General features: G+C 45.0%; 32 protein-coding genes and 1 pseudogene. 29 read left to right on the top strand and 4 right to left on the bottom strand.

Going from position 1 to position 25,353, the window contains the following annotated elements; all coding sequences use genetic code 11:
- Window positions 1-36: 36 nt before the first annotated feature.
- The 29 genes and pseudogenes from xtmA to NYE53_RS07000 all read left to right on the top strand — a co-directional run bounded on the left by xtmA (window position 37) and on the right by NYE53_RS07000 (window position 23,056).
- Window positions 37-834, top strand: a complete 798-nt coding sequence (gene xtmA, locus NYE53_RS06860) for a phage terminase small subunit (RefSeq protein WP_327829624.1) — start codon at window positions 37-39, stop codon at window positions 832-834.
- The gene (locus tag NYE53_RS06865) at window positions 831-2,132 is read left to right on the top strand and encodes a PBSX family phage terminase large subunit (RefSeq protein ID WP_339247903.1); all 1,302 of its coding nucleotides are present in this window, start codon (window positions 831-833) and stop codon (window positions 2,130-2,132) included. The genes xtmA and NYE53_RS06865 overlap by 4 nt, the downstream gene beginning before the upstream one ends.
- Window positions 2,133-2,135: 3 nt before the next feature.
- A complete protein-coding gene (locus tag NYE53_RS06870) occupies window positions 2,136-3,623 on the top strand; it encodes a phage portal protein (RefSeq protein WP_003232695.1) in 1,488 nt (495 codons plus the stop codon).
- A 19-nt stretch (window positions 3,624-3,642) separates the two neighbouring features.
- Window positions 3,643-4,470 carry an XkdF-like putative serine protease domain-containing protein gene (locus NYE53_RS06875; protein WP_076457805.1) on the top strand — a complete coding sequence of 276 codons (828 nt, stop codon included), beginning with the start codon at window positions 3,643-3,645 and terminating at the stop codon, window positions 4,468-4,470.
- Window positions 4,471-4,495: 25 nt separating this feature from the next.
- Window positions 4,496-5,431 (top strand): phage major capsid protein, encoded by a 936-nt coding sequence (locus NYE53_RS06880; RefSeq protein WP_339247906.1) that lies wholly within the window; start codon window positions 4,496-4,498, stop codon window positions 5,429-5,431.
- A 21-nt stretch (window positions 5,432-5,452) separates the two neighbouring features.
- Window positions 5,453-5,836, top strand: coding sequence for a DUF3199 family protein (locus tag NYE53_RS06885; RefSeq protein WP_251186993.1), 384 nt, complete (start codon window positions 5,453-5,455; stop codon window positions 5,834-5,836).
- Window positions 5,833-6,189 (top strand): YqbH/XkdH family protein, encoded by a 357-nt coding sequence (locus NYE53_RS06890; protein ID WP_003232682.1) that lies wholly within the window; start codon window positions 5,833-5,835, stop codon window positions 6,187-6,189. The genes NYE53_RS06885 and NYE53_RS06890 overlap by 4 nt, the downstream gene beginning before the upstream one ends.
- Window positions 6,186-6,671 carry an HK97 gp10 family phage protein gene (locus tag NYE53_RS06895; protein WP_336154441.1) on the top strand — a complete coding sequence of 162 codons (486 nt, stop codon included), beginning with the start codon at window positions 6,186-6,188 and terminating at the stop codon, window positions 6,669-6,671. Before NYE53_RS06890 ends, NYE53_RS06895 begins: the two co-directional genes overlap by 4 nt.
- A gap of 12 nt (window positions 6,672-6,683) precedes the next feature.
- Window positions 6,684-7,124 (top strand): phage portal protein, encoded by a 441-nt coding sequence (locus NYE53_RS06900; protein ID WP_339247909.1) that lies wholly within the window; start codon window positions 6,684-6,686, stop codon window positions 7,122-7,124.
- Window positions 7,125-7,127: 3 nt separating this feature from the next.
- Window positions 7,128-7,346 carry a hypothetical protein gene (locus NYE53_RS06905; protein ID WP_003232679.1) on the top strand — a complete coding sequence of 73 codons (219 nt, stop codon included), beginning with the start codon at window positions 7,128-7,130 and terminating at the stop codon, window positions 7,344-7,346.
- Complete coding sequence (locus NYE53_RS06910; RefSeq protein ID WP_124048335.1) at window positions 7,343-8,743, top strand: phage tail sheath family protein; 1,401 nt, start codon at window positions 7,343-7,345, stop codon at window positions 8,741-8,743. The genes NYE53_RS06905 and NYE53_RS06910 overlap by 4 nt, the downstream gene beginning before the upstream one ends.
- Before the next feature lies 1 nt (window position 8,744).
- Window positions 8,745-9,188, top strand: a complete 444-nt coding sequence (locus NYE53_RS06915) for a phage tail tube protein (RefSeq protein WP_003232677.1) — start codon at window positions 8,745-8,747, stop codon at window positions 9,186-9,188.
- Between the two features lie 90 nt (window positions 9,189-9,278).
- Window positions 9,279-9,725 carry a phage-like element PBSX protein XkdN gene (locus tag NYE53_RS06920; protein ID WP_003232676.1) on the top strand — a complete coding sequence of 149 codons (447 nt, stop codon included), beginning with the start codon at window positions 9,279-9,281 and terminating at the stop codon, window positions 9,723-9,725.
- A 29-nt stretch (window positions 9,726-9,754) separates the two neighbouring features.
- Entirely contained in the window at window positions 9,755-9,904 is a 150-nt protein-coding gene (locus NYE53_RS06925; RefSeq protein ID WP_003239113.1) for a hypothetical protein, read from the top strand.
- A gap of 1 nt (window position 9,905) precedes the next feature.
- Window positions 9,906-13,787, top strand: a complete 3,882-nt coding sequence (locus NYE53_RS06930; protein ID WP_339248501.1) for a transglycosylase SLT domain-containing protein — start codon at window positions 9,906-9,908, stop codon at window positions 13,785-13,787.
- Window positions 13,780-14,439 carry a LysM peptidoglycan-binding domain-containing protein gene (locus NYE53_RS06935; RefSeq protein ID WP_029317672.1) on the top strand — a complete coding sequence of 220 codons (660 nt, stop codon included), beginning with the start codon at window positions 13,780-13,782 and terminating at the stop codon, window positions 14,437-14,439. Before NYE53_RS06930 ends, NYE53_RS06935 begins: the two co-directional genes overlap by 8 nt.
- Before the next feature lie 15 nt (window positions 14,440-14,454).
- Entirely contained in the window at window positions 14,455-15,432 is a 978-nt protein-coding gene (locus NYE53_RS06940) for a phage-like element PBSX protein XkdQ (RefSeq protein ID WP_003245730.1), read from the top strand.
- A complete protein-coding gene (locus tag NYE53_RS06945; protein ID WP_019714098.1) occupies window positions 15,432-15,698 on the top strand; it encodes a DUF2577 family protein in 267 nt (88 codons plus the stop codon). The genes NYE53_RS06940 and NYE53_RS06945 overlap by 1 nt, the downstream gene beginning before the upstream one ends.
- Before the next feature lie 57 nt (window positions 15,699-15,755).
- Window positions 15,756-16,181: a DUF2634 domain-containing protein gene (locus NYE53_RS06950; protein WP_339247914.1), complete on the top strand. Its 426-nt coding sequence runs from the start codon at window positions 15,756-15,758 to the stop codon at window positions 16,179-16,181.
- A complete protein-coding gene (locus NYE53_RS06955; RefSeq protein ID WP_041850931.1) occupies window positions 16,174-17,220 on the top strand; it encodes a baseplate J/gp47 family protein in 1,047 nt (348 codons plus the stop codon). Before NYE53_RS06950 ends, NYE53_RS06955 begins: the two co-directional genes overlap by 8 nt.
- Window positions 17,204-17,782, top strand: coding sequence for a YmfQ family protein (locus NYE53_RS06960; protein ID WP_021479464.1), 579 nt, complete (start codon window positions 17,204-17,206; stop codon window positions 17,780-17,782). Before NYE53_RS06955 ends, NYE53_RS06960 begins: the two co-directional genes overlap by 17 nt.
- Complete coding sequence (locus NYE53_RS06965) at window positions 17,779-18,051, top strand: hypothetical protein (RefSeq protein ID WP_003232665.1); 273 nt, start codon at window positions 17,779-17,781, stop codon at window positions 18,049-18,051. The genes NYE53_RS06960 and NYE53_RS06965 overlap by 4 nt, the downstream gene beginning before the upstream one ends.
- Before the next feature lie 2 nt (window positions 18,052-18,053).
- Window positions 18,054-18,317: pseudogene (locus NYE53_RS06970) on the top strand (terminase); the annotation flags it as partial.
- A 1,858-nt stretch (window positions 18,318-20,175) separates the two neighbouring features.
- Complete coding sequence (locus tag NYE53_RS06975) at window positions 20,176-20,505, top strand: XkdW family protein (RefSeq protein ID WP_339247918.1); 330 nt, start codon at window positions 20,176-20,178, stop codon at window positions 20,503-20,505.
- Complete coding sequence (locus NYE53_RS06980) at window positions 20,502-20,666, top strand: XkdX family protein (protein WP_014479563.1); 165 nt, start codon at window positions 20,502-20,504, stop codon at window positions 20,664-20,666. The genes NYE53_RS06975 and NYE53_RS06980 overlap by 4 nt, the downstream gene beginning before the upstream one ends.
- Window positions 20,667-20,712: 46 nt before the next feature.
- Window positions 20,713-21,552, top strand: coding sequence for a phage-like element PBSX protein XepA (gene xepA / locus NYE53_RS06985; protein WP_339247921.1), 840 nt, complete (start codon window positions 20,713-20,715; stop codon window positions 21,550-21,552).
- A 52-nt stretch (window positions 21,553-21,604) separates the two neighbouring features.
- Window positions 21,605-21,874, top strand: coding sequence for a hemolysin XhlA family protein (locus NYE53_RS06990; RefSeq protein WP_003232655.1), 270 nt, complete (start codon window positions 21,605-21,607; stop codon window positions 21,872-21,874).
- A 12-nt stretch (window positions 21,875-21,886) separates the two neighbouring features.
- The gene (locus tag NYE53_RS06995) at window positions 21,887-22,150 is read left to right on the top strand and encodes a phage holin (protein ID WP_003232653.1); all 264 of its coding nucleotides are present in this window, start codon (window positions 21,887-21,889) and stop codon (window positions 22,148-22,150) included.
- A gap of 12 nt (window positions 22,151-22,162) precedes the next feature.
- Window positions 22,163-23,056, top strand: a complete 894-nt coding sequence (locus NYE53_RS07000) for an N-acetylmuramoyl-L-alanine amidase (RefSeq protein WP_339247924.1) — start codon at window positions 22,163-22,165, stop codon at window positions 23,054-23,056.
- A gap of 35 nt (window positions 23,057-23,091) precedes the next feature.
- On the opposite strand, the gene spoIISC is transcribed toward NYE53_RS07000, so the two are convergent.
- The 4 genes from spoIISC to NYE53_RS07020 all read right to left on the bottom strand — a co-directional run bounded on the left by spoIISC (window position 23,092) and on the right by NYE53_RS07020 (window position 25,342).
- Window positions 23,092-23,229, bottom strand: a complete 138-nt coding sequence (gene spoIISC / locus NYE53_RS07005; RefSeq protein WP_003232648.1) for a three component toxin-antitoxin-antitoxin system antitoxin SpoIISC — start codon at window positions 23,227-23,229, stop codon at window positions 23,092-23,094.
- A gap of 85 nt (window positions 23,230-23,314) precedes the next feature.
- Entirely contained in the window at window positions 23,315-23,485 is a 171-nt protein-coding gene (gene spoIISB / locus NYE53_RS07010) for a three component toxin-antitoxin-antitoxin system antitoxin SpoIISB (RefSeq protein ID WP_003232646.1), read from the bottom strand.
- Window positions 23,485-24,231: a toxin-antitoxin-antitoxin system toxin SpoIISA gene (gene spoIISA / locus NYE53_RS07015; RefSeq protein ID WP_003244695.1), complete on the bottom strand. Its 747-nt coding sequence runs from the start codon at window positions 24,229-24,231 to the stop codon at window positions 23,485-23,487. Before spoIISA ends, spoIISB begins: the two co-directional genes overlap by 1 nt.
- A gap of 109 nt (window positions 24,232-24,340) precedes the next feature.
- Window positions 24,341-25,342, bottom strand: a complete 1,002-nt coding sequence (locus tag NYE53_RS07020) for an inorganic phosphate transporter (protein ID WP_014476558.1) — start codon at window positions 25,340-25,342, stop codon at window positions 24,341-24,343.
- Between the last annotated feature and the right edge of the window lie 11 nt (window positions 25,343-25,353).

Below are 25,353 nucleotides of genomic sequence, written 5' to 3' on the forward strand. Positions count from 1 at the left end.
AAACAACCATGCTGGAGGTGGCGGTGATGCCGTAGCATGAAAACACAACTTCGCGAACAAGCATTAGCAATCTATCAACAACATCAAGGAAAGATCACAAATCGGGCGATTGCGGACACAATCGGTGTTTCCGCGAAAACAATCGGCATCTGGAAAAAACAAGACAAATGGAAAACGGCCTTGTTTTCTGAAGCTGGAAATGAACCAAAACAGCGGCGGATAAACAACGATGAATTAAATGAACGCCAGCGGCTGTTTTGCCTGTATTACGTCAAAAGCTTCAATGCCACACAGTCAGCAATCAAAGCGGGCTATTCTCCGGACAGCGCTCATGTGACGGGCAGCCGGCTCTTAAAAAACGAAAAGGTCGCTGCTGAAATCAGACGCATAAAAAAAGAAATGGTCAATGAGATGTTTATTGAAGCGATGGATGTGCTGCAGGTTTATATCAAGATCGCGTTTGCGGATATTACGGACTATGTGACCTTTGGAAAAAAAGAGGTCCAGGCTGTCGGGAAATCGGGTCCGCTGTTTGATGAAGATGATAACCCGATTATGAAGGAAATCAGCTTTGTCGATGTCAAAGACTCGGGGCTCGTTGACGGCACCATTGTAACGGAAGCAAAGCTTGGCAAAGAAGGCATTGCCATCAAGCTTGCAGATAAAATGAAGGCGCTTGAGAAGCTGTCCTTATATTTTGATTTGTTTCCAGATCAATTTAAACAAAAAATTGAAAATGAGAAATTGAAGCTTGCCAAACAAAAAGCGGAGAAAACAGATGACAGCCAGGAGCCGATTGAAATTATGATCAAACGAAAAGAGGGCAAGTCATGATTGTAAAAGAAATCAATCCTCATTTCGAAGATTACGTGTTCAATTGGGAGCAGACGTACCAGTTTCTCGTCGGCGGCTACGGCTCCTCCAAAAGCTATCATACCGCATTGAAAATCGTGCTAAAGCTGCTGAAGGAAAAACGGACGGCCCTTGTGATCCGGGAGGTGTTCGATACCCATCGGGATTCGACCTTCGCCTTGTTTCAAGAGGTGATCGAAGAGCTCGGTCTCACAAAGGCTGTGGCATCTCTTTCTTCCCCGCTGCAGCTGCGATTTCACAATGGCAGCCGGATCATGTTCAAAGGAATGGACAATCCGGCAAAATTAAAATCGGTTCATAACATTTCATTAATATGGATTGAAGAGTGCTCAGAGGTGAAGTATGAGGGGTTCAAGGAGTTAATCGGACGTCTTCGCCATCCTGAGCTGAAGCTTCATATGATCTGTACCACCAATCCCGTCGGCACCTCCAATTGGACGTACAGACATTTTTTTCGGGATGAACGCAAGAAACGGTTTGTGCTGGATGACAGCGAACTTTACGAAAAGCGGACGATTGTGAAGGGAGATACGTATTACCATCATTCCACCGCTAACGACAATCTTTTTCTCCCGGAAAGCTATCTGAAACAGCTTGACGGACTCAAAGAGTATGATCCCGACCTGTACCGGATTGCCCGCAAAGGACGATTCGGCGTCAATGGGATCAGGGTGCTGCCGCAGTTCGAGGTACTCCCGCATAATCAAATGAAAAAATGTATCGCAGCCATCAGCAAGCCAATCTTTCGTACAGGCATGGATTTTGGATTTGAGGAATCCTACAATGCCGTCGTCCGGCTTGCTGTAGATCCTGAAAAAAAATACCTCTACATTTATTGGGAGTATTATCAAAACAAAATGACAGATGACAGGACGGTTGAGGAGCTGCGTGAGTTTATTGAGACACAGGAATTGATCAAAGCCGACTCGGCTGAGCCGAAAAGCATTCAATATTTCCGCCAGCAGGGCTTTCGGATGGTTGGAGCCAGAAAGTTTCCTGGCTCCAGGCTTCAATATACCAAAAAGGTAAAACGGTTCAAAAAAATCTTCTGTTCGGATCGCTGTGAAAATGTCATCTATGAGCTCAAAACGCTGACGTATGCCAAAGATAAAAACGGAGCTCTGATTGAGGATGAATTCACGATTGACCCGCATACGCTTTCTGCCATTTGGTATGCGCTTGATGATTATGAGGTTGCTGATATGAAAGAGACAGCACACAAACGAATCCGGCCGAACCGAGAAAGGAGGAGGTCATAAATCATGCACAATCAAACAGTCAGAGCAACTGTATTTAAAGCCAATGCCGCGGCTCCTCAGACAAAGCAAATCTATGAAGATGACTTTTCTGAGCTGTACGGAGAGGACATTATCGCTCCGCCCTACAATATCATCGAGCTCAAAACCATTGCCGAATACTCGACCATTCTTCAGCAATGCATTGATGCGTACAGAGTGAATATTACAGGCTTTGGATTCGACGTTGAGTACACATTTGATGTCAACGCAAGTGATGTCGATCAGGCAAAAAAGAAAAGAGCGGAAAAAGACTGGGCCAGACTCGAAGCCTTTTATAAATGTCTTCACTTTGATGAATCAGCTGAAATGATTTTAGGCTATGCCATCGAAGACAGAGAAAAAACAGGCAACGGATTTATGGAAGTGCTTCGCGACGGGGCGGGAAAACCTGCCGGCATCGAATATTTAGATGTGAAATATATGCGTGTATGCGGAGCCGGCGAGCCTGTAGAGGTCTCATTTGTATATGAAGAAAACGGGAAAATGAAAAGGATCAAAAGGCAAAAACGCTTCCGAAAATATGTGCAGATGATCAATGGAAAGAAAGTATTTTTTAAAGAATACGGCGATCCGCGAAAAATGGATATGCGCACAGGTGAATATGTAAACACATTGGCAGAGAAGTATCAAGCAAATGAAGCCATTCACCTTAAAATTGGAAGCGGCGTATACGGTGTACCCCGCTGGATCGGCAATATTGTCAATTTATACGGAGCCCGAAAAGCAGAAGAGCTCAATTTTATGTATTTTAAGCAGGGGCGTCACGTCCCCGCTGCGATTACAGTGGAAAACGGGATGCTGTCTGAAGCTTCTTACCGGGAGCTGCAGGAATACATGAATGATCTTGAAGGTGTTGAAAACGCCCATAAATTTCTCCTGATCGAAGCGGAAGGAATCGCAAAAGAAAAGGATCTCCATGGAGGCGAGGATATTACGCCGGTTTCCGTGGAAATCAAATCCTTGGCGGAAATTCTCCAAAACGACGCCTTGTTTCTTGAATACGATGAAAAAAGCAGAAATAAGCTGCGGTCGGCGTTCCGCCTCCCGCCGCTGTATACAGGCGAGGCCCAGGAATACAACCGGGCGACAGCGGATACTGCTAGAAAAATTACGGAGGAGCAGGTCTTTCAGCCGGAGCGAAAAACGCTCGTGAATAAACTGAACACGCTGCTTTTGCCGGAGCTGAATATCCATGACGTCAGGCTGACATTAAAAGGACCGGACTTTCGTGATCCGCTTGAGATTGCGAAGGTGCTCGGTCCTTTTATTACAGCAGGAGCAGTCTCGCCGAATGATTTACGCGACCTTGCCGGACGGGTGCTTGGCAAAACACTGGAGGAGTGGCCGGAGGACATTTATAAACGGCCTGCAGGACAGGATGCGGAAAAGACAAACCTGACTGCGCTCATGCAGGAGTTGAAAGAAAGCATCGAAGATATCAAAACGTCCTGAAGGGAGGTGAATCAAGCAGGTGGCGCGAGAATTAAGAAATGCCAAAATCAGCTTTGTCAGTTATGTGGACAAGGCGGCTAACCAGACAGAATTTTTCTTTACGAAGTCAGCCAAACCTCCGTCATTTGAAAAAAAGGTTCGGCTGTTTACAAAAAGTGAGCAGGATGAACAAAAGCTCGTGTACGGAATCGTGTATGAGCCTGATGTTCCTGATGCCCACGGCGATTTTATGACCGCCGAGGAAATTGAAAAAGCGGCGCACGGTTTTCTCGCGGAGGCACGGGAGATTGATATCAATCACAGCTTTGAGGGCGGAACCGGCGTCGTGGTCGAGTCCTATGTGGCGCCCGATGATTTTATGATCGGATCAAAGCGGATTACAAAGGGCTCATGGGTGCTCGTGACAAGAGCGTCAGACGAGGTGTGGGAACAGATCAAGGCTGGAATCATCACCGGCTACAGCATGGCGGGCACTGCAGATGTGTATGAAGAAGAACCGGTCGAAAAAGCAGGGTTCTTCAGTGTATTCAAGCAAATGCTTGCTGACAAAACAGGGAAGGAGACTGAAGAAATGAGAAAAGAAGACATGAGAGAATCATTCGAGCATGCGCTTTACCCTCTGCTCAAACGGCTTGAGCGGATTGAAAAAAACACAGACACGGAGGAAAAGCCGGAGCAGACGGGGGATGACGAGCGTCTGAAAAAGCTCGTTGAAGACATGCTTGCCCCGCTGATCGAACGCATTGAGGCTTTGGAAAAAGCGCGAGGCGCGTCTAAGCAGACAGCGGACGATACGGGCGGCAATACAGAGCAAGTCAAAAAATCAATCTGGAGCGGACTGCTGTAAAACCAGTCAAGGAGGAGGAAATCAATTGAGAAATCAAGAGATCATTCGGAAAGCGGAAATGTCGCTTTCTGCTTTAAAAAGCGGCGGGCTTATGAACCCTGCGCAAGCATCGGCTTTCATCCGCATGGTGCAAAACACGCCGACCATTTTTAGTGAATCCCGCGTGATTCAAATGGAAAATGACTCGCAAAAATTTGAGAAAATCGGCTTCGGCCAGCGTATTCTGCGGGCTGCGCAAGAAGGAAAAGCACTGTCAAACGACGAGCTGACAGTTCCAACGACAAGCACTGTCCAGCTGAACACGAAGGAAGTCATTGCGGAAATTAACATTACGTATGACACACTTGAAAACAATATTGAAAAAGACGGCCTGCAGCAGACAATCATGCAAATTTTAGCAGAGCGCGCAGCAGTTGATATTGAAGAGCTGATCGTTAACGGCGATACAGCATCAGCTGATCCGTATCTGGCACAGCTGGACGGCATCCGCAAACAGGCAGTTTCCCATATCGTTGACATGAACGGTGAAGAACTGTCCAGAGCGACATTCAAGAAAGGCTTAAAGGCAGTTCCGCCAAAATATTTGCGCATCCCTCAGGAATTCAGATTCTATACGTCTCACGGCTTAGAAGTTGAATGGAAGGACCGCATGGCAGACCGCCAGACAAACCTTGGGGACCAGGCTGTGCAGGGTGGCTTGTCAACAGCATTCGGCGTACCGGTCAAAGGGGTATCCAATATTCAGCCGTACACAGTCGGTGAGGGAGACGCGCAATATGACGCTTCTGACATCATTCTCACACATCCGAAAAATATCATTCTCGGCTTCTCCCGCAATATCCGAATTGAAGTCGACAAAGACATCCGCTCCCGTAAATTCATTATTGTCTTAACGGCCAAGCTGGACAGCAAGTTCGAGGAAGAGGATGCCTGCGCGAAATTAATTAACGTAAAAGAATAATAGAAACGAGGTGGTCAGCTCATGCTCATTGAACCGACTGACGTAGCCTCCTATTCGGTCTATGATCGGGTGAAAAACAGGCCGGAAGAGCTGCTGGCGCAGGATATCATCGAGGCGGAAGCAGAAGTGGCTCTCATCACGGGCTACCGCTTTGAAGACAGCTTGTATGATCCGCTGCCCGGTAAGGTGAAGTTGGCTTTGCTGAAGCTTGCCCAGTATTTTGCGCTTGTCAACAGCGATGAATCTGCCTCATCAAGCTATCAGTCTGAGAAAATGGGGGATTATTCCTACACGGTTTCCGGAGAGAGCGGGATTCAGCGGCCTGAGGTGTATCATTTGCTCGAAGAGTTTATCAAGCCGGGCTACGTTCCTGAATCCTCCAGACTGAAGGTGAGATCTTTATGAGCTACAAGCAGATGCTTATTCACCGTTGCGATATTTATCATGAAGCAGCGCAAGCGCCGTCTGCAGGCCGATTTGGGATTCCGGCAGACAGGCTGCAGCCGGTGATTTCATATCCGGATACACCCGATGAACAAGATGTCCCTTGTTATTTTACCGAAAAAACGCAGCAGCTGATTCAGGAGAAGCCGGATCAAACTGTATATCATAGCTTTCTCGTCCATTTTCCGTTGTCAGCGGACATCCGCGTGAACGATAAAATCATTTGGGAGAATCATAAATATATACTAAAGCTGCCGAAAAGGATCAGACATCATCATTGGGAGGTCGTCGCAGTCAGGGATGAAAGCCTATGAAAATAGCGGGATTGAAACAGCTGAACACGGCATTAAAAGAAGCGGCTTCAGGCGGTTTTTCCAGACAGGCGTCCCGGTGGCTTGAGGAGTGCGGCCAAGATTTTCTGGAGATCGTCCAATCTGAACTCATCAGCACACAAACGATTGATACAGAAAAACTGCTCAGTTCCTTTGAGAAAGGCGCAGAGGACAATCTCTGGATTGTGCAAAGCGGCGGGCTTTCGCTTGAGGTGGGAACACAGCTTGATTACGCCTCATTTCTTAATGACGGCCATTGGACGTCAAAACAAGATGTGAGATGGGTGCCGGGGCGTTTTCAAGGCTCACGGTTTATTTATGATCCAGCGGCTTCAACGGGAATGGCGCTCAAGAGAAAATGGATACCGGGCACGGGCTACTGGGATCATGCACTGCTTTTATATGAACAGCTGTTTGGAAAATCGCTGGAAAGCAAACTGCGCCAGTGGCTGAAGAAGCTGTAAAGGAGGAGCAGGATGAACAGTGAAACAGGATCGATCATGGCGTTTTTGTACAGCCGGTGGTCTGTTCCCATTTATGAACGCGAGCTTCCTGATCACTTTCAGGTGCCGTCGTTATACGTCCCGCTACCATCTGTTTTCGAGGAAACAGATACGGTCTCCACATTTAAAAAAACCTACAGTCTCAATGTAAAACTGTTTCATCTGGACTCCGTTCAGGCGCTGGGTGAAGCGGACAGGCTCGCGGATGCCATCAGAGAAGCGAGAAATATGATTCCGCTGCTGAGTGAATCCGGTGAGAAGACGGGGGATATGGTTCGCATCTCCCGAATCGAGACAAGGGTAGGAGACAGGGGCGAGGCGGCCATGGTGATCAGGTGGAGCAGCCGATATTATTATCACAAAACAGAACAGCCTGTCTTACAGGATATCGACATGAACAGCGGGGTGAAATAAACGGTGTCAAAGGACAAACAACAGAAGAAGGCTGTACATACAAAGAGCCGGGAAGCTCTATTTGATACAGCGGATTTGATTAAGCACGCGAAGGAACTGTTCGGCGTTAAGCCGGATATTCTTCAGGGGGCTTTATTTGGCGTGGATCAACCACGTATGACGAAATCAGAAGCCAACCAATTGATTCAAACATTTCTAACCAAGGAGGTCATGTCATCATGAATGGCGGAACATTTACAACAGGCAAAGAAAAAGAACGTGCAGGCATTTATTTTAACTTTAAAACGACGGCACAGGAGCGGGTATCACTCAGTGAACGGGGAACAGTCGCACTTCCGGTCGCATCAAGCTGGGGTGAAGCGAAAACGTTCGTCTCCATTTCCAGTGTTGAAGACCTAAACAAAAAAGTGGGCCTCAGCATCGATGACCCGTCTTTATTGCTGCTGCGTGAAGCGAAGAAAAATGCGAAAACGGTATTGATGTACCGTCTAACCGAAGGTGTCCGAGCGTCTGCTGATATTGCTGAAGGCGTCAAAGCAACTGCAGTATATGGCGGAACAAAAGGAAATGACATTATCATCCGCATCAATCATAATGTGCTGGATGCTAATTCTTTCGATGTGACAACATATATGGACGAATCAGAGGTTGATAAACAGACTGTCAAAAAGGCTGAAGAATTAACAGCTAACGGCTATGTCACTTTTACCGGAACAGGCGATCTTTCTTCAACGATTCCTCTCACTGGATCAGAAGGAGACACTGCAGCTGAGACGCTGAATGCATCCGCGGGAATCCGTTTATCCGGCGGTACGGATAAAGCCCCTGTCAACTCCGACTATACAGATTTCTTAGCAGCGGCTGAAACGGAGAGCTTTGATGTGATTGCGCTGCCTGTTGCAGAAGGTGACCAGTTGAAGGCGACGTTTGCTGCTTTCATTAAACGCCTGCGCGACGGCCAAGGACAAAAAGTGCAAGGCGTCACAGCCAATTATGCCGGTGATTATGAAGGCATCATCAACGTAACCGAGGGTGTGCTGCTTGAAGATGGCACGGAAGTTACACCGGACAAAGCAACAGCTTGGGTAGCTGGAGCGAGTGCAGGAGCAACCTTTAACCAATCACTTACATTTGTAGAGTACGAAGGCGCAGTTGATGTGTTACACCGCCTTGACCACGATACGATTGTTGAACGTCTGGGCAAGGGTGAATTTTTATTCACATTCGACGCCCGTGATAAATCCGTCAGCGTAGAAAAGGACATTAACTCACTCGTGACGTTCACAGCTGAGAAAAACAAGAAATTTGCGAAGAACAAAATCGTTCGTGTCCTGGATGCTGTGAATAATGATTTAACACGCGAGCTGAAAGCCTTAATTAAATCAAGAAAAGGCAGCGGAAGCGATATCCCGGCATCTGAAGACGGACTGCAGTATGTAAAAACGATGATCACACAATACATGACAACGCTTCAGGATGCAGGCGGCATCACTGGCTTTGATTCCGATGAAGATATCACAATTTCAATGAATGAAGATCGTGATGGCTTCTTGATTGACCTGGCTGTTCAGCCTGTCGACGCAGCAGAAAAATTCTACTTTAATGTGGAGGTAAATTAATATGGCATTAAAAGCACAAAACACAATCTCAGGAAAAGAAGGCCGTTTATTCCTCGATGGCGAGGAAATGGCGCACATCAAAACATTTGAAGCAAACGTTGAGAAAAACAAATCTGAAGTCAACATTATGGGCCGCCGCATGACAGGCCATAAAACAACAGGGGCAAATGGAACAGGGACCGCGACGTTCTACAAAGTCACATCAAAATTCGTGCTATTGATGATGGACTATGTCAAAAAAGGAAGCGACCCTTATTTCACGCTCCAAGCCGTGCTGGATGATCAATCCTCCGGCCGGGGCACAGAGCGAGTCACACTGTACGACGTCAACTTTGACTCTGCGAAAATCGCAAGCCTTGATGTCGATTCAGAAGCGTTAGAGGAAGAAGTTCCATTTACATTCGAAGACTTCGACGTCCCTGAAAAGCTATCTGACACGTTTTAATCAAAGCTGAATCAGCCCATACGCAGACCTTTCTCAGAAAGGTCTGTTTTTAAAAGATGAAACCAAACAATAGACAAGGGAGTTTTTTACATGAGCGAGAAGAACGAAAACGTATATGATCTTTCCTTTTTTATGCCGGGAAAAACAATTGAAGCTGAGGAAATCAAAGTGCCGATCTCAAAGCGTTTTGTTGATAAAAAAGGGAATGTCATTCCGTTTATTTTAAAACCAATTACTACTGAACGGATTGATGAATTAGAGAAAGAAAATACCACGTTCAAAAATGTGAAAGGCCGCGGCCGCGTCAAAGATTTAGACTCCCAGCGCTTTTATGCGAGAATTGCCATCGAATCTACTATTTATCCTGATTTTCGTTCAAAAGATTTAAGGGAAGCATACAAAACTGCGGATCCGGTAGAAGTTGCCAAACGTGTATTATCTGTTGGGGGAGAGTATGCGAACTGGCTGAATAAAGCAATTGAAATCAATGGTTTTGAAGATGATCTTGAAGATCTAGAAGAAGAAGCAAAAAACTAGTAAAGGATGGCGATAAGGAAGCTGTGTATTTGTACTATGCAATGCATGAGCTTCATTACTCGCCATCCCAACTTCTTGAATTATATGAAGCACCAAAACATTTTAAAGCTCTTTTATTTGGGTTGATAGGTTATAAGCTAGATCTATTAGAAAAAGAATCAAGGAGAGGAGGGAACTAATATCGCAAAATTAACAGCCCGTTTTGATCTCGAAGACAAGGTATCTAAAAAACTAAAACGGATACATAAAGGATTCCAAGAGGTCGAAAAAAAAGTCAAAACCATTAATCGGCAAATCAAAATCAGTATCAGAGCGGAAGATCAGGCATTTTACCGGCTGAGAAAAATAAACGACTATATCATTTTGAAATTCGCGAAATCGCTTGAGATTAAAGTTGTACTTGATGACCAAGTCACATCAAAGCTTGATGCAATTGAAAGAAAACTTAAACGGCTGCCGAAAGAAACGAAGCTGACTGTCTCTTTGGTAGACCGGACAGCAGCTGCATATAAAAAAATAAAGAAGATGCTATCTAATCAAAAGCTATCATTCCTTTTGATTCCAGATGACAAGGTTACTTCTACAGTTAAAAGGATTATCGGTTATATTAAGAAAAATTTGAAAAACGGATACACAGTCAAACTAAAGGTCATCGATGAAATCACCAAAACAGTTAATCGATTAACAGCCCTTCTAAGGAAATTTGAAAAAACCTATTATGTAAAAGTGGTTGTTAAGACAAAAATATCAGACAAAATCAATAAAAAAGAAAGCCCGATTAACAAAGAAACTTCTAAGAAAGAATCAGATAAATCCTCAGATAAAGGCTCTGATAAAAGCTCAGATCAAAAACCTGGATGGGTCGGAAAAATAAAAGGTTGGCTGAAGGATTGGTGGACAAAATCAGCTTGGCCTTGGATTAAAGATACACTCAATGAAATAGGCAAAGCTTTTTTGGATCGTTTCAAAGAGAGATTGATAGAAAAGCTGAAAAATGATGTGTTTGATAAGATCATTGATAAAATTCTAGGACCACAAAAAAAGGACGATTCTGGTGAAAATTCTGACACAGATAAAAAAGTCCTTAACCGTAATACAGGAGGAAATTGTTGCTGTGACTGCTGTGAAGGCGGCGGCCTCAATCCGAGCACTAAAAATAAAAAAACCTATAGAAAAAAGAAAAGTCCCACAAAGGCTCCAAACAGAACACTCAAGGTTCCTGGAGAGGTGATAAGAAGACGCCAAAGCGGCACACCTGCTGAAAGTGCACCTAGGACCTCGGGTTCCAAGTTAAAGAACTGGCTTGGAGGGTTAAAATCGCTAGGGAAAGATTCATCCAAACTAGGTAAAGCGTTCAGAGGAATGGGAAAGGCTGTTCCATACGTAGGATCTGCTTTAGCAGTGTTTGATTTAGCTGGAATCAATAAAGATAATGCTGGCGAAAAGGTTGGTTCAATTGGAGGACGTATTGCCGGAGCGGAAGCTGGTGCAACAGCCGGAGCGGAAGCTGGTGCAACGATTGGATCTTTCGTTGGCCCGGAAGGTACAGCAATCGGCGGGGCAATCGGCGGAATTGGCGGCGGGTTAGTAGGCGGAATCGGCGGCGAAGAAGCAGGTAAGAACATTGGTAAGATGTTTGATACTTCTCAAATCAAAGAAAACATTTCAAATACATTATTTAATGGTGATTGGTGGAATGAAAAATGGACAGGTGTTAAAACAACAACGAGTGATACTCTCGGAGGCCTTAGTGATACGTGGACTAATATAAAAGATACAGCTTCTACTACTTTTTTTGACTCAAATTGGTGGGCTGAAAAAGCTGGTTATGCATACGGTACATTAGAGTCTACGCTTTTCAACAGTGATTGGTGGGGCGGAAAATGGGAATCGGTAAAAGGTTGGACACAGGAAAAATGGGATCAAGCTTCCTCTGTATGGAACTCTGTTAAATCAAAAGTAAAAGAAACAGTCTTTAATAAAGATTGGTGGTCCGGTAAGTGGGAAGGCGTTAAGAGCTGGGCTCAAGAAAAATGGAACGGTGCCGTTTCTGTTTGGGAATCAATTAAGTCGAAAGTAAAAGAAACAGTCTTTAATAAAGATTGGTGGTCCGGTAAGTGGGAAGGTGTTAAAGGCTGGACAAAGGAAAAATGGGAAAATACAAAGTCACTTTGGAAAAAATTCAAATCTACACTTGAAGACAGCCTATTTAATAAAGACTGGTGGTCTGGAAAATGGGATTCAGTAAAAGAGTGGGGAAAAAATATATTAGGAGATTCTTGGGATGCTATAAAGTCTGCAGGCGGGAAGGTAGTAAAAACTGCTCAAAAAGTGGGCGGCGGAATGAAGTCTTGGGTTCAAGAAAAGGTAGAGCATTTTCAAAATGGACGAGAGAAAGCTCACAGAGACTTTGGAATGAAAACTGATAAAAACGCCTCAGGTGGTTTTATTACCAAACCAACTATTTCTTGGATCGGTGAAGCGGGTAAGGAATTTGTCATTCCAGTCGACAACAATCGCGGCCGCGGCAAAATGCTGTTAGCGCAAGCCGCATCGAAATTGGGCATGCATGTGGTCGATGATATGGCATCAGCCTCTACACTTTCAGGTAGTACAACTCTAAACACTGTTGGCAGCCATTCTGCTTCAATGTCACCTTCTATTAACACATCTAGCCTTAACGGACAAGCGTCCACACTCGGACAGCAATTTTCAGAAGGCTTTGGTAAAGGCATCAGCGATCAGCCGGTCAAAATGGAAGACTGGAAAAAGAAAAACATCAATACGCCATTTACACAAATGATTTCTGCTTCACCAAATTACGGTAAACAAATGGTAAGCGGGTATGCCAAGGGCCAAAACGGTACAGCAACCGGAACGGACGGCTTTTTGCAATCAAAAGTTAAAACGCCGTATCAAGCCACTGTGAACAAATCGTCTTCATGGGGCACAGGAACGGTCAAAGGCTTTGCGCAAGGACAAAACTCAACCCAAACAGGGACTGCACAGTATGTAAGTACACATGTTGACAAACCGTTCCTGCGTTCAAAAGACACATCGAACAGCTGGGGCTCCGGTTTGATCGGAAACTTTGTGACAGGCATTAATTCTAAATCCAGTGAAGTAAAACAAGCAGCAAAGGATATGGCCAAGAGAGTGGAACAGGCTTTCCGAGAGGAGCTAGATATCCATTCACCTTCCCGTGTCATGATGAGCTTGGGGCGTTTTGCTTCAATTGGTGTTGTCAAAGGTCTTGGCTCAGTAGATGTAAAGAAATATGCTGAAAAACAAGCCGGATCACTGGCGGCTGCCTATTCCGGAATGGGAGCCATGGGCGGGAACGTAAAACAATGGATTATGGCTGCTCTCATGGCCACCAAGACACCGATGAGCTGGCTTCCGGGACTCATGACGATTGCGCAGCATGAATCCGGAGGCAATCCGAATGCAATTAACTTGTGGGACAGCAACGCAAAAGCGGGGCATCCGTCACAAGGGCTAATGCAGACGATCCCAAGCACCTTTAATGACCATAAAGCGCCAGGCATGGGTAACATTAAAAACCCGATTCACAACGCAGCTGCTGCGATCGGCTACATTAAAAGCAGATATGGATCAATCAACAATGTGCCGGGTATTAAAAGCTTGAATCATGGCGGACCGTATGTCGGTTACGCAAACGGCGGGCTGATTACAAAAGAACAAATTGCCCGTGTCGGAGAAGGAAACAAGCGGGAATGGATCATTCCGGAGGAGCGAGGTATCCGCGGCCGCTACCTCCTTCAGAGAGCTGCGCAAGCTCTTGGTATGGAAGTGACAGATTCGTCTCAATCCCAGCAGTCTGAGCTTTCTTCAGAACAAGTTTCAGCAGTTACATCCGGTACACGGCAAACGATACAAACAGCCGGAACGAAAGAAATAAAGATTGAGTTTAACGGAGACCAGCACTTCCATAATGGACAGGACGCTGAAAGCCTTGCAGCGAAAATCAAGCAGGCGCTTATAGATGAACTGCAAAAGGATATCAATATTGGAACGAAGGGAGTCGTTGCATTTGACTAAATCCGTATATGAATTTTGGATTTCACAAGGGAAGGACAAGCTGCGGCTCCCCGTTCTTCCCGACCAGCTGAATATTTCAAATACGATTCAGAATGAGACGGTTAAAGTAGCCAAGTTCGGTGACCTTACATTTATTGACGAACAAGGAGCGAAAGAAATTTCGTTCTCTTCGTTTTTTCCGAAGAAATACAGCCCAATAGCTGAATATCAAACCTTCCCGTCGCCGGAAAATGCGATAACAAAAATTGAAAAATGGATGAAGGCCAAAAAACCGGTTCAGTTCTTGATTACGGGAACTAAAGTGAATTTAACATGCAGCATTGAAGGTTTTTCCTATAGTGAAGGCCAGCAGGATATAGGTGATCGCACCTTTGATATTCAATTAAAAGAATACAAAACCGCTTCCCCGCGGAAAATCAAGCAGAAGAAAAAAACAAAGGCAAAACGTCCGTCGAAGGCTGCGCCGAAGACGTACACAGTGAAAAAGGGAGACACGCTATGGGACATTGCAGGCAGATTTTACGGGAACAGCACTCAATGGCGCAAAATTTGGAACGCCAATAAAACAGCAATGATCAAACGAAGCAAACGGAACATCAGGCAGCCGGGCCACTGGATTTTTCCCGGCCAAAAATTAAAGATACCACAATGAAACAGGTGATGTATGATGATAGAACTGTTCGTCATTAAAGACACAGAGTGGCTTGAGCTGGTTGCAGAAAGCGTATCGCTTGAAGGCCATCGTTATCAGGCGCCGCGTTCTATTGAAGCGACCATCGTCACCAAGCAGGGCGACCAGACGTATTACAGTGTCTCAGAAGGAGATACGGTTTTGTTTAAATGGAAGGGAAAAGAGCTGTTTCGGGGCATTGTTTTTGCAAGAACCCCGGACGAGCATACGCTTGCCTTCAGCGCTTATGACATGCTTCAGTACCTGGTCAAAAACCAGGATATGTACGTGTTTTCCAATCAGCGGGCCGACCAGATCATCAGAAGGATTGCCAGTGACTTCCAGATACCGACTACCTCGATCGCAAACACAGGCCATACGATCAAAAGTCTTGTCATTAAAAATGATACGACATTGTATGACATCATATTAAAAGCGCTGAAACAGACGAAAAGCCAGACAGGACGACATTACCAGCTGTATTCGGAAAAAGGAAAGCTCGGTCTGCGCGCTTGGCCAGATCCGTCAGAAGTATGGGTGCTTGAAACGGGAGTCAATATCACGGGCTACCAATACAGTACTTCTATAAACGACACTGCTACTCGGGTGGTGCTTCGCCGGCAAAAGGACAATAAGACATATAAAGCCTCTGCCAAGGACAGTTCAGGCTTAAATAAATACGGTGTGCTTCAATATACAGAAACGGTCACAGATGACATCAACCAGGCACAGCTTCAGCAGCGGGCTGATGTACGCCTTGCTGAAAAAAAGGGCGTGAAAAAAGAACTGAAAAATATTCAGGCAGTGGGCATCCCGGAAGTGCAGAGCGGCTTGCCTGTCTATATTTCGATTCCGGAGGCCGGCATCAAGAAAACCTATTGGGTAGATACGGACCGGCACGAATTTAAAGGAACGAAACATACGATGACTATTGATGTTGTCGAAAAGAATACGATGCCGGAAGGAGTTTCCTAATGAGATTAAGTGAGGCTATCAAACATTTGGCAGTCGGCGCAGTTGACGCTGAGTCTCCGGTAGAACTGCTCCCGGCTGAAGTCGTTTCGGTTTCTCCTGTGGAAATCAAATTAAAAGAAAACAGCAAACTGATCATACCGGCAGACGCCATCATTATCCCAAAACGGATGCAGTCCGGAGGAGACGATGCACTCGAACCGGGGGATCGCGTCATGACCGCAGCTCTGACTGGCGGGCAATCGTTTTTTATTTTAGATAAAGTATAGACAAAACCGCTTCAGTACGAAGGGGTTTTTATTTAGCATGTAAAAGGAGTGGGCATCATGGCCCTGACACCAGAAGTGGAGTTTGAAGATATTGAAGATGAGAGCGAAATCATTGAAACCTCGCAAACGTACAAAATAGATTTTGAAAACGGAAGAATTACGAATGAGCTGATTACCGGGCTTGAAGCGATCAGGCAGTTCGTGTATATCGCCTTACAGACTGAACGCTATGCGTATTCCGTATACAGCCATAATGTCGGAAACGAGCTTCAGGACGTGCTGACAGATAATGAGACGACTGATGCGTATAAAAAGATGGAGATTCCGAGGCTGATAGAAGAGGCGCTGGTTTATGATGACCGGATATCGGCTGTAACAGATTTTGAGATTGAAAAACAAGGCGATGCGTTTCATGTATCCTTTGTGGTGGAGACTGATGAAGGGACGCTTGAGATTGAGGAGGTGATTGGCGAACATGTTTGAAGATCAGACCTTTGAAAATATTATGGAGCGAATGCTGAACAGCATTTCCGCAGATATTGACACAAGAGAAGGCAGCGTCATTTATAATGCGTTAGCCCCGGCGGCGGCCGAGCTTGCGAAGTCTTATATATGGCTGGATACTGTGCTTGAGCTAGTCTTTTCTGATACCGCACAAGGCGAATTTTTAGACAGGCGTGCAGCGGAAGCGGGAATTGAACGGACAGCCGCGACAAAGGCGGTCAGAGCGGGAGAGTTTACATCTGGAGTTACTATTCCTGTCGGCTCCCGCTTTTACGTGGATAATCTTTATTTTCAATATACGGCAGACGGGACGCTCATCTGTGAAACACCTGGTGAAGCAGGAAACGCCAATCTGACCGGACGCAATTTACTGTCATTGGATACCATTCCCGGTTTAGAAACGGCCATAGTCAAAGAAATCCTGATTCCGGGACGCGAGGAAGAGGGAGATGACAGCTTGCGAGAACGGTATTTTACAAGGGTTCGGCGTGAGGCCGTCAGTGCCAATAAAATGCATTATAAAGAGTGGGCTGAGGAAGTGGACGGTGTGGGGAAGGCAAAGATCTTCCCGCTTTGGAACGGTGAAGGCACGGTTAAAATTGTCGTCACCAATGCGAATCTTGAGCCCGCTTCTCCTATTTTAATTCAAAAAGTGAAAGATTATATCGACCCTGAACCAGGACAGGGAGAGGGACAGGCGCCAATCGGAGCCGTTGTCACAGTGGAGAGCGCGGTCTGGAAAGAAGTTGAGATTTCTGCCGAAGTGCTGCCTGAGATCAATCACTCAATTGATGAAGTGAAGTCAGAAATTGAGGAAGGCGTTTTAAATCTCTTTAAGAAAATGGCTTTTGAAGATAACGTCATCCGCCTTTCTCAAATTAACAATATCGTCTATAATTCACCATCAGTCAGTGACTACTCCAATATTCAAATCAACGGCACGTCTGAAAATCTGGTGCTGAGCGACGTGGAAATTCCTAAGCTTGGGCAGGTGAAGATCATTGAGCAAACAAGATGACATGACAGCGTATCTGCCGCCGTTTCTTACCAGCCTTAAAGAAATGGCTGAGCTGCTGAAAGCGGAAGCGCCTGAGTTTGATAAACAAAATGACAGCATATTTGATCTGACGGATCAGTTATTCGTACCGACGGCGACATGGGGGCTCAGCCGCTGGGAAAAGATTTTAAACGTACCGCGGGAATCAGGCGACACTGATGAGATCAGACGATTGCGGCTCATTTCCAAAATGTCGAACATCCCGCCAATCACATACAGGGCCATTGAGCAGGCGGTAAACCGTTTCTTGAAAAACCCGTCTGCACAGGTCCGCCTGATTCCCGGCGAATACCGATTTAACGTCGATATCAATGTTGATGACCTCCAGCACATGAATGAGCTGATCGAAGCGATAGAAAACATGAAGCCCGCTCATTTGGCGTATACGCTCAGAGGCGGATTAAATGAGACGCTTCAAATCAAAGATACTGTCATCCTGAATCACCGCAGATACCGAACAGCCAGTGAGCTCAAGGTCGGTTATTCTGTCACTCTTAACAACAATGAGGTGGTCTTAACTTGATTTCAACCATATACAGAGAACGCACAGCGGCTGATCTAAAAAGCAGAATCGATCACGTGCTGCTCAACGGCCAAAAAACAGAAATAGTAGAGCTCGCCATTGACGGTGCGACCGTCACCGTTCTGACAAAACGTGAGGAAGACATCAAGCATATCGAAACGGTACAAATTTTTGACGAGCTGGGCAATGTGATCACAGAGAGAAAGACTGACCTGGACGTCAGCGAAAACAGAACACTCGATTTCAGATTTACTTTTGAGGTGGTGTAAACATGGCATACGAAGAAAAAACAGACTGGCTTCCGGACGACCCCATCAACGAAGATGACGTCAATCGCTGGGAAAAAGGCATAAAAGACGCCCACACCGACCTGGCCGCCCACAAAAACGACATGAACAACCCCCACAACACAACAAAGGCGCAAATCGGGCTGGGGAATGTGGATAATGTGCAGCAGGCGGCGAAGAAGGATTTTGACAAGCATGAGCAAGATCAGGTGCGGCATGTTACAGAGGAAGAGCGAGAGAAATGGAACAAAGGTCAATTATCTAAGATTACAAAAGATGATGGACAGCCTATGTTCAATATAACGAGTGATTTCCATACGGAACTGTTGAACTATCCTACATTGACTTATTTTTCTTATACTGGCACGCCTCTAAATTCACCAGGCGGCTCAGGAAGAGGATTTTGGACTTGCAGCGACAGCAAATTAAATGGTCATGTAATTGTGGTGACAAATGATAATAAAACTTTTCGTAAAACTCTCTTAAACGGTATCTGGTCAAATTGGGTTGAATTGGAGACGACAGAGGGCGCTCAAACAAAAGTGAACGCTCATGCAGACATTTCAGACATACATGTCACACAAGCAGAAAAAGACAAGTGGAATAACAGCCAGCTTTTTAAAATTACTGCAGACAACGGTCAAGGAAAACTATACTTAAGCGAAACAGATGATTTTCATAAAATTGTTCCACAGAACACTGGATTGGTTCATTTTGCTTCTGCACCAAATACACTAAACGGCCCCGGCACTTCAGTCAGGGGCATATGGACAATTAATGCGACTGGAAATTACGGGCAAATTATCGCTTTTGACAATACAAATAAAACGTATCGAAAGACGATCTCAGGAGGAGCCTGGTCAGATTGGGTTGAATTAGAGACAACAGCTGGGGCAGAGGAAAAGGTATCTAATCATGCTAAGGACTCAGCAATACACATTACATCTGTTGAGAGAAGTAAATGGAATGGAGCTCAGCTTACTAAAATAACAAGTGATATAGGAGGGGTGTCCATTGCAGCAAACGAAGGAGAGGACATTCTTCAAAAAATAATTGATCAAGGTAGAGGTATGGGCACATTTTATGCACATGGAAAAGCTGTAAACGCTCCATCCCCATTTTCAATAAGAGGAGTATTTCATTTGACTAGCCAATCAACTGAGGGGAAAGGTATGTTTGGTTGGGTCTTAGCTACCGATTACAGAAACAACGTTTTTACGAATTATTATGATGGAAGTACTGTTGCATGGCAAGGATGGAATAAGGTTGAAACTGAAACCAGTGCTCAGGCTAAAGCAGATAAAGCCTTAGCTGATGCTAAAAACTATGTTGACTCTAATTATACGAATAATAAATTAACAGTTCTTACAGGATCCAATGCAATTCAAGACGCTAGAACAAGCGGCAATGAGTATCCAGCTGGGCTGACTTTTATGGATATAGGAGCAAATAATACAACAGGATACCCGCTTACCTATGGAATTGTAAAAAATGAAAAACACAGTAATTATAGATTTTCTCAATACTTTTATGGAACTGGAAATGAATCTAGCTCCTATTTTACTAACACAGGTTCTTGGATCCGCCATTGGTGGGCGGATTCAGGATGGACGGCTTGGCAGAAAATTTCAGGATTTGCACATGCCAATATTCGGGCTAACAGCATACAATATTTAAATAAAGCTAACCATACAAAAATTCAGTTTAAACGCAAAATAAAAGATAGTCATAATGCTTTTGACACAAATAATAGTAGATTCGTTGCCCCTAATGATGGAATGTTTTTAGTGGGAGTTGGGCTGTATATGATAAATACACCGGCTTACATCAATTTTCATCTGAAACTCTATCTAAATGGATCATTGTATAAACCAATTGACCATAAGAGAGGGGACTTTGTTGATAAGCAAAATGAAATGTACCTTGGATTAAATGGTAATGTAACCGTTCCTATGAACAAAGGTGACTATATAGAGATCTATTGTTATTGCAATTATAGCGGTGATGATAGAAGAGGTGTATCCGATTTTAACGAGCTATACAACTATATAGACGTCCAAGAACTTGGAGGACTTAACTATCCTACAGTATAAGATAGGAGGCAAAATGATGATCGCAGAAGCAATCATGTTTAAATACCCCAGTGCAGACCCAACAAGAGATTTTATCGTTCAAAATGACGGGGAAGGGTCTTATATAGCCGAGTGGAACCTGCGCGCCCCAATCCCAACCCAAAAAGAACTCGAATCCTGGTGGGAAGAGCTGCAAAAAAATCCGCCGTATGAGCCGCCTGATCAGGTGGAGCTTCTCGCTCAAGAATTGTCACAAGAAAAGCTGGCACGCAAGCAGCTTGAAGAATTGAACAAAACATTAGGTAACGAGTTGTCAGATATAAAGCTATCATTACTTTCCTTGAAAGGAGATCTTGCCGAATGAATTATTGGGTGCTTGCCCTCTATTATGAGTGGGCGACAGCAGATATGGTAAAACAAGCATTAGCATATAAAGACTGTTCAATTGAGGATCTGGCAGAGGGTGTGAACAAAAAGCTGATCACAGCTGACCAGTATAAAGAAATTACCGGTAAAGCCATGTAGTAAGGCTTTTTTATTTTGCCTGTTTTTAGATCAAAGGAGGATGAAGATGGTGAAGTATCAATATGAATTTCCTCTCGATAGGACTGGAAAAGCCGGCGCTGTAAAGCCCTATCGAGGAGGAAAAAATGATTTTGTGACACCTGTTTCGAATTTGTCAGGCGTAGCGGAGATTTTAACAAATGCTGCTTTAAAGGCTACTGAGGCATACAGTCAGCTCGGGCAGGACAGGCTTGGCGCAGTTCTGATTTCGAAAGTGAAGGGCTGGGCGTATGCGGATCGTGAAGGTACGCTCTTTATAGAAGAAAGCGACAACAACAATGTTTGGACAACGACAGCAGCAGTTAATGTCGCAGCAGGTGTCCTGACAGCGACGGACTGGGTATATCTTTCTAAACGCTATTACCGTTTCCGCTATGTGAACGGGAATCTTCAGCAATCTGAGTTTGTATTATACCAATCAGTCGGTGCGGGTGAGATGGATGTGCGTGTCAATGGAAAAATGCCTTTACAGATTGACTTTGCGGAGAATCAAACACACGATGGACGGCTGAAAGTCGAGGTTCGCAAAACATTTGACTTTGTCTTTCATGAAAATGCAGAGTCCGCCGGCGAGGGGGCTGCTTTACCTGTTGACGGTGCCGCGCATTTACTCGTTGAAGTCTACGGCACAGCAGAAATGAGCGAAGTCAAATTTTGGGGCAAATCGGTGTCAGGACAGAAACTTCCGATCAGAGGCGTGAAAACTGATGATGCTACCACTGCCTCCAGTACATTAGGAAAAGCTGAGGCATGGGCCTTTGATATTAAAGGGTTTAAGGAGATCATCATGGAGATTATCAGTATCACCGGCGGTACTCTTTCGGTAAAAGGGACCGCGGTTTCATAACAGTCTCGGCCCTCGGAAGGGAGGTGATCTGCATGTGAAGGAGGAGTGAATAATGCAGCAAGAGGCAGATGTGAATGTGTTTCAGCAGGACTTAGCAGACATGAAAGGCGAGCACAAAGCACTTGAGCAGAGGGTTTCTGCATTAGAACGCGTGTCTGACCGGCAAGACCAGCAAATCATGACGCTGAACGAAAAATTAAACAAAATTGAAGAAAACACCACGTGGATTAAACGCACCATCACAGGTGCCATCATTACAGCAGTGTCTACAGGCATCATTGGCGGAGCCATCGCCATTATGTACAGCCTGCTGCAGCATTAAAGGGGGATTTTCATGAACACGTTTGACAAGGGCACGGTCATCAGGACGGTGCTTCTTTTAATTGCTTTAATCAACCAGACCATGCTGATGCTCGGCAAATCACCATTGGACATTCAGGAGGAGCAGGTCAATCAGCTCGCTGACGCTCTTTATTCAGCCGGTTCCATTGCCTTTACAATTGGAACGACACTTGCCGCTTGGTTTAAAAACAACTATGTAACAGAAAAAGGGAAAAAACAGCGTGACTTGTTAAGAGACAATAATCTGACGAAATAAGGAGAGATGAAAATGGTTAACATTATCCAAGACTTTATTCCGGTTGGCGCAAATAACCGTCCAGGCTACGCAATGACGCCGCTTTACATTACGGTGCACAATACAGCGAATACCGCAGTAGGGGCAGATGCTGCGGCCCATGCCCGCTATTTGAAAAATCCTGATACGACGACAAGCTGGCATTTTACAGTTGATGATACAGAAATTTATCAGCATCTGCCTTTGAATGAAAACGGCTGGCATGCGGGAGACGGAAATGGCAGCGGCAACCGGGCTTCTATCGGAATTGAAATTTGCGAAAATGCTGATGGAGATTTTGCAAAAGCAACAGCAAATGCCCAGTGGCTTATCAAAACATTAATGGCTGAACAAAATATCAGTCTCGCCAATGTCGTCCCTCATAAGTATTGGTCAGGGAAGGAATGTCCGCGAAAATTGTTAGATACGTGGGATTCGTTCAAAGCAGGAATTGGGGGAGGCGGCAGCCAAACTTACGTCGTGAAACAGGGCGACACACTTACATCTATAGCGAGAGCATTTGGTGTTACGGTTGCTCAGCTGCAAGAGTGGAACAATATCGAAGACCCGAATCTTATTCGCGTTGGTCAAGTATTAATTGTAAGTGCTCCATCATCCACTGAAGAACCCGAGCTCTATCCGCTCCCTGATGGTATCATTCAATTGACAACACCTTATACCTCAGGAGAACACGTCTTTCAGGTGCAACGAGCACTTGCGGCTCTGTATTTTTACCCTGATAAAGGCGCTGTTAACAACGGAATTGACGGCGTTTACGGACCGAAAACAGCTGACGCAGTTGCCCGTTTTCAGTCTGTTAACGGTCTAACTGCTGACGGTATCTACGGGCCTGCGACGAAAGAGAAGATCGCAGCGCAATTAAGCTGATCAAAGACCATAAAAATCCCGGAGCGCTCCGGGATTTATTTTTTCTTCTTCAACTTTTTAATAATTCCAGCACTGCGCTCCCTCACCCGAAGCGAGTACCCGGAAAGCCCAAACCTTCCGTAATCAACAAACTTCACACGCCTCACCAATTTTTTCACTGTATCACCTGACATTATCCTCTGTTTGTATTTATTATATGTAACCCTTTAAGAAAAGGAATAAGGACAAGAGCTGTTTTCCCTTGTCCTTTTAGTGTGATCATGCTTTTTTTCGTTTATACTCGTCAATCAGCCGTTCGTTTTCTTTGAAGATTCTTGCTGTATGCGGACTGACTTGATAGCTTGCGACACTGGTGGTTGAACGTTTTTTCAGGATTTTAAACGGCTTCGCCGCTCTGGGCTCGCATCTGTTTTGAAACGCACGTTCCATTATCCTTCACCTTCCTCCTCAATTGGCAGCACCAAATCATATATGCTCGTTAATGACGTAAATAGCAAATAATCAAATTCCGTGACAATGCTGTCAGACGTCAGCTTGATGACATAGTTCTGTGTCTCGATGGTAAAAGGGATGAGAACCACTTTTCCGTATTGGTCGTAATAAACATCCTTTCGATCGAGCCGTGTTTGTACATCTGCCGGATCATCCATATGCTCGGTTAACCGGTCTTTATCAGCCTGTGTCGAATAGTGGCAAAGAGAAGCCGTTAAGTTCATTTTATCAGCATAGGTTTTCAGCAGCTTATCAATACCTTCAGCATAAGCATCTATACTTCCATAATAAACATGGATCGGTTCGTTTTTCAATAGGTATTGGTATGTTTTCAGCCGATTGAGGTACATGTGGAGCATTTCGTTGTTTTCTTCAAGAATTTCCCTTGTGTCTGTTTCAAGCTCGCTGCCGGCCAGTTTTTTGACGTATGCACTTAAGAAAATGAAAGCATCAATCAAAGCAAAACTGACTGCGACAATGAGATACCGTTCCCAGTGGGTAAATAGGGAAGTGGGCTCATATGTCCAGTATACCATAGCGCCCAGAACGAACAGCAAATACCATGTTTTCCGGATGGCGGACATTTTTTCTTTGACCTTCGCTTCGAAACGCCACGTGGCATACACGTATAACCCCAGTCCGGCCACGATGCACCAGACCATGATCTGAAAGAATAAAACCATATTCGAATCCCTCACATCTGAAATAGGTTCTGCTTATTGTATTCGAGAGATCCGGATGGTTTTCCTGTTCCATCAAAAAAACCGCTCCTTTGACAGAAGCGGTGTGACATTAAAATATCATATTTAAAATAAAGTAGGCGATGGCACCAAGTGTCGCTGAAATCGGAAGCGTGATGACCCATGTAATGAGCATTCGCTTGGCCGTACCCCAGTTTACGCCTTTTACCCGGTGTGACGCACCGACGCCAAGAATTGATGAAGAAATGACGTGGGTTGTACTGACCGGCAAATGAATAAACGTGGCGCCGAAAATAATGGCTGCTCCGGTTAAGTCAGCGGAAACACCGTTTACCGGGCGGATTTTCATGATCTTTCCGCCAACGGTTTTGATGATTTTCCAGCCGCCGATTGATGTTCCGAGACCCATGGCTGTTGCGCAGGCGAATTGCACCCAGGTTGGGATATCATTAGCAGAAGTATGTAAATTTGCTGTGATGAGAGCCATTGTGATAATACCCATTGCTTTTTGCGCATCATTTGTGCCGTGTGTATACGATTGCAGGGCAGCTGTTACAATCTGCACTCTGCGGAATTGCTTGTTCGTTTTCGCCAAGTTGCTGTCTTTGAATATCAGCTTGACGATGGTGTATAAAATATACCCAACGACAAAAGCAAGAATCGGTGAAAGGATCAGTGCTTCAATGATTTTAATGAAACCTTTATAATTTAATGAAGCAAATCCGGCTGCCGCTACTGCCGCACCGGCAATTGCCCCGATGATGGCATGGGATGAGCTGCTTGGAATACCGTAGTACCATGTGATCAGGTTCCAGGCAATCGCAGCGATTAACGCAGCCAAAATCACGACAGAGCCATTTTCCAGCGTATAAGGATCCACAATGTCTTTTGTAATGGTTTTGGCAACACCTGTGAATGTCATTGCTCCGATAAAGTTCATCACAGCCGCCATTATTATGGCATGGCGCGGTTTTAGCGCTTTTGTCGATACCGAAGTCGCAATTGCGTTCGCCGTATCATGAAACCCGTTGATGAAATCAAACGCCAGAGCACAAATGACTATTAGTATCGTTAATATTAATAGAATATCCATTTTTACCCCTC

This window comes from Bacillus sp. FSL R5-0523, from assembly GCF_037975295.1.
GTDB classification, from domain to species: Bacteria; Bacillota; Bacilli; order Bacillales; family Bacillaceae; genus Bacillus; species Bacillus subtilis.

Bases quoted from the DNA above. Each gene is read 5' to 3' on its own strand.
- xtmA (WP_327829624.1), top strand. From the start codon at position 37: ATGAAAACACAACTTCGCGAACAAGCATTAGCAATCTATCAACAACAT.
- NYE53_RS06865 (WP_339247903.1), top strand. From the start codon at position 831: ATGATTGTAAAAGAAATCAATCCTCATTTCGAAGATTACGTGTTCAAT.
- NYE53_RS06870 (WP_003232695.1), top strand. From the start codon at position 2,136: ATGCACAATCAAACAGTCAGAGCAACTGTATTTAAAGCCAATGCCGCG.
- NYE53_RS06885 (WP_251186993.1), top strand. From the start codon at position 5,453: ATGCTCATTGAACCGACTGACGTAGCCTCCTATTCGGTCTATGATCGG.
- NYE53_RS06890 (WP_003232682.1), top strand. From the start codon at position 5,833: ATGAGCTACAAGCAGATGCTTATTCACCGTTGCGATATTTATCATGAA.
- NYE53_RS06895 (WP_336154441.1), top strand. From the start codon at position 6,186: ATGAAAATAGCGGGATTGAAACAGCTGAACACGGCATTAAAAGAAGCG.
- NYE53_RS06900 (WP_339247909.1), top strand. From the start codon at position 6,684: ATGAACAGTGAAACAGGATCGATCATGGCGTTTTTGTACAGCCGGTGG.
- NYE53_RS06910 (WP_124048335.1), top strand. From the start codon at position 7,343: ATGAATGGCGGAACATTTACAACAGGCAAAGAAAAAGAACGTGCAGGC.
- NYE53_RS06915 (WP_003232677.1), top strand. From the start codon at position 8,745: ATGGCATTAAAAGCACAAAACACAATCTCAGGAAAAGAAGGCCGTTTA.
- NYE53_RS06920 (WP_003232676.1), top strand. From the start codon at position 9,279: ATGAGCGAGAAGAACGAAAACGTATATGATCTTTCCTTTTTTATGCCG.
- NYE53_RS06940 (WP_003245730.1), top strand. From the start codon at position 14,455: ATGATAGAACTGTTCGTCATTAAAGACACAGAGTGGCTTGAGCTGGTT.
- NYE53_RS06945 (WP_019714098.1), top strand. From the start codon at position 15,432: ATGAGATTAAGTGAGGCTATCAAACATTTGGCAGTCGGCGCAGTTGAC.
- NYE53_RS06950 (WP_339247914.1), top strand. From the start codon at position 15,756: ATGGCCCTGACACCAGAAGTGGAGTTTGAAGATATTGAAGATGAGAGC.
- NYE53_RS06955 (WP_041850931.1), top strand. From the start codon at position 16,174: ATGTTTGAAGATCAGACCTTTGAAAATATTATGGAGCGAATGCTGAAC.
- NYE53_RS06975 (WP_339247918.1), top strand. From the start codon at position 20,176: ATGATGATCGCAGAAGCAATCATGTTTAAATACCCCAGTGCAGACCCA.
- NYE53_RS06980 (WP_014479563.1), top strand. From the start codon at position 20,502: ATGAATTATTGGGTGCTTGCCCTCTATTATGAGTGGGCGACAGCAGAT.
- xepA (WP_339247921.1), top strand. From the start codon at position 20,713: ATGGTGAAGTATCAATATGAATTTCCTCTCGATAGGACTGGAAAAGCC.
- NYE53_RS06990 (WP_003232655.1), top strand. From the start codon at position 21,605: ATGCAGCAAGAGGCAGATGTGAATGTGTTTCAGCAGGACTTAGCAGAC.
- NYE53_RS06995 (WP_003232653.1), top strand. From the start codon at position 21,887: ATGAACACGTTTGACAAGGGCACGGTCATCAGGACGGTGCTTCTTTTA.
- NYE53_RS07000 (WP_339247924.1), top strand. From the start codon at position 22,163: ATGGTTAACATTATCCAAGACTTTATTCCGGTTGGCGCAAATAACCGT.
- spoIISC (WP_003232648.1), bottom strand. From the start codon at position 23,229: ATGTCAGGTGATACAGTGAAAAAATTGGTGAGGCGTGTGAAGTTTGTT.
- spoIISB (WP_003232646.1), bottom strand. From the start codon at position 23,485: ATGGAACGTGCGTTTCAAAACAGATGCGAGCCCAGAGCGGCGAAGCCG.
- spoIISA (WP_003244695.1), bottom strand. From the start codon at position 24,231: ATGGTTTTATTCTTTCAGATCATGGTCTGGTGCATCGTGGCCGGACTG.
- NYE53_RS07020 (WP_014476558.1), bottom strand. From the start codon at position 25,342: ATGGATATTCTATTAATATTAACGATACTAATAGTCATTTGTGCTCTG.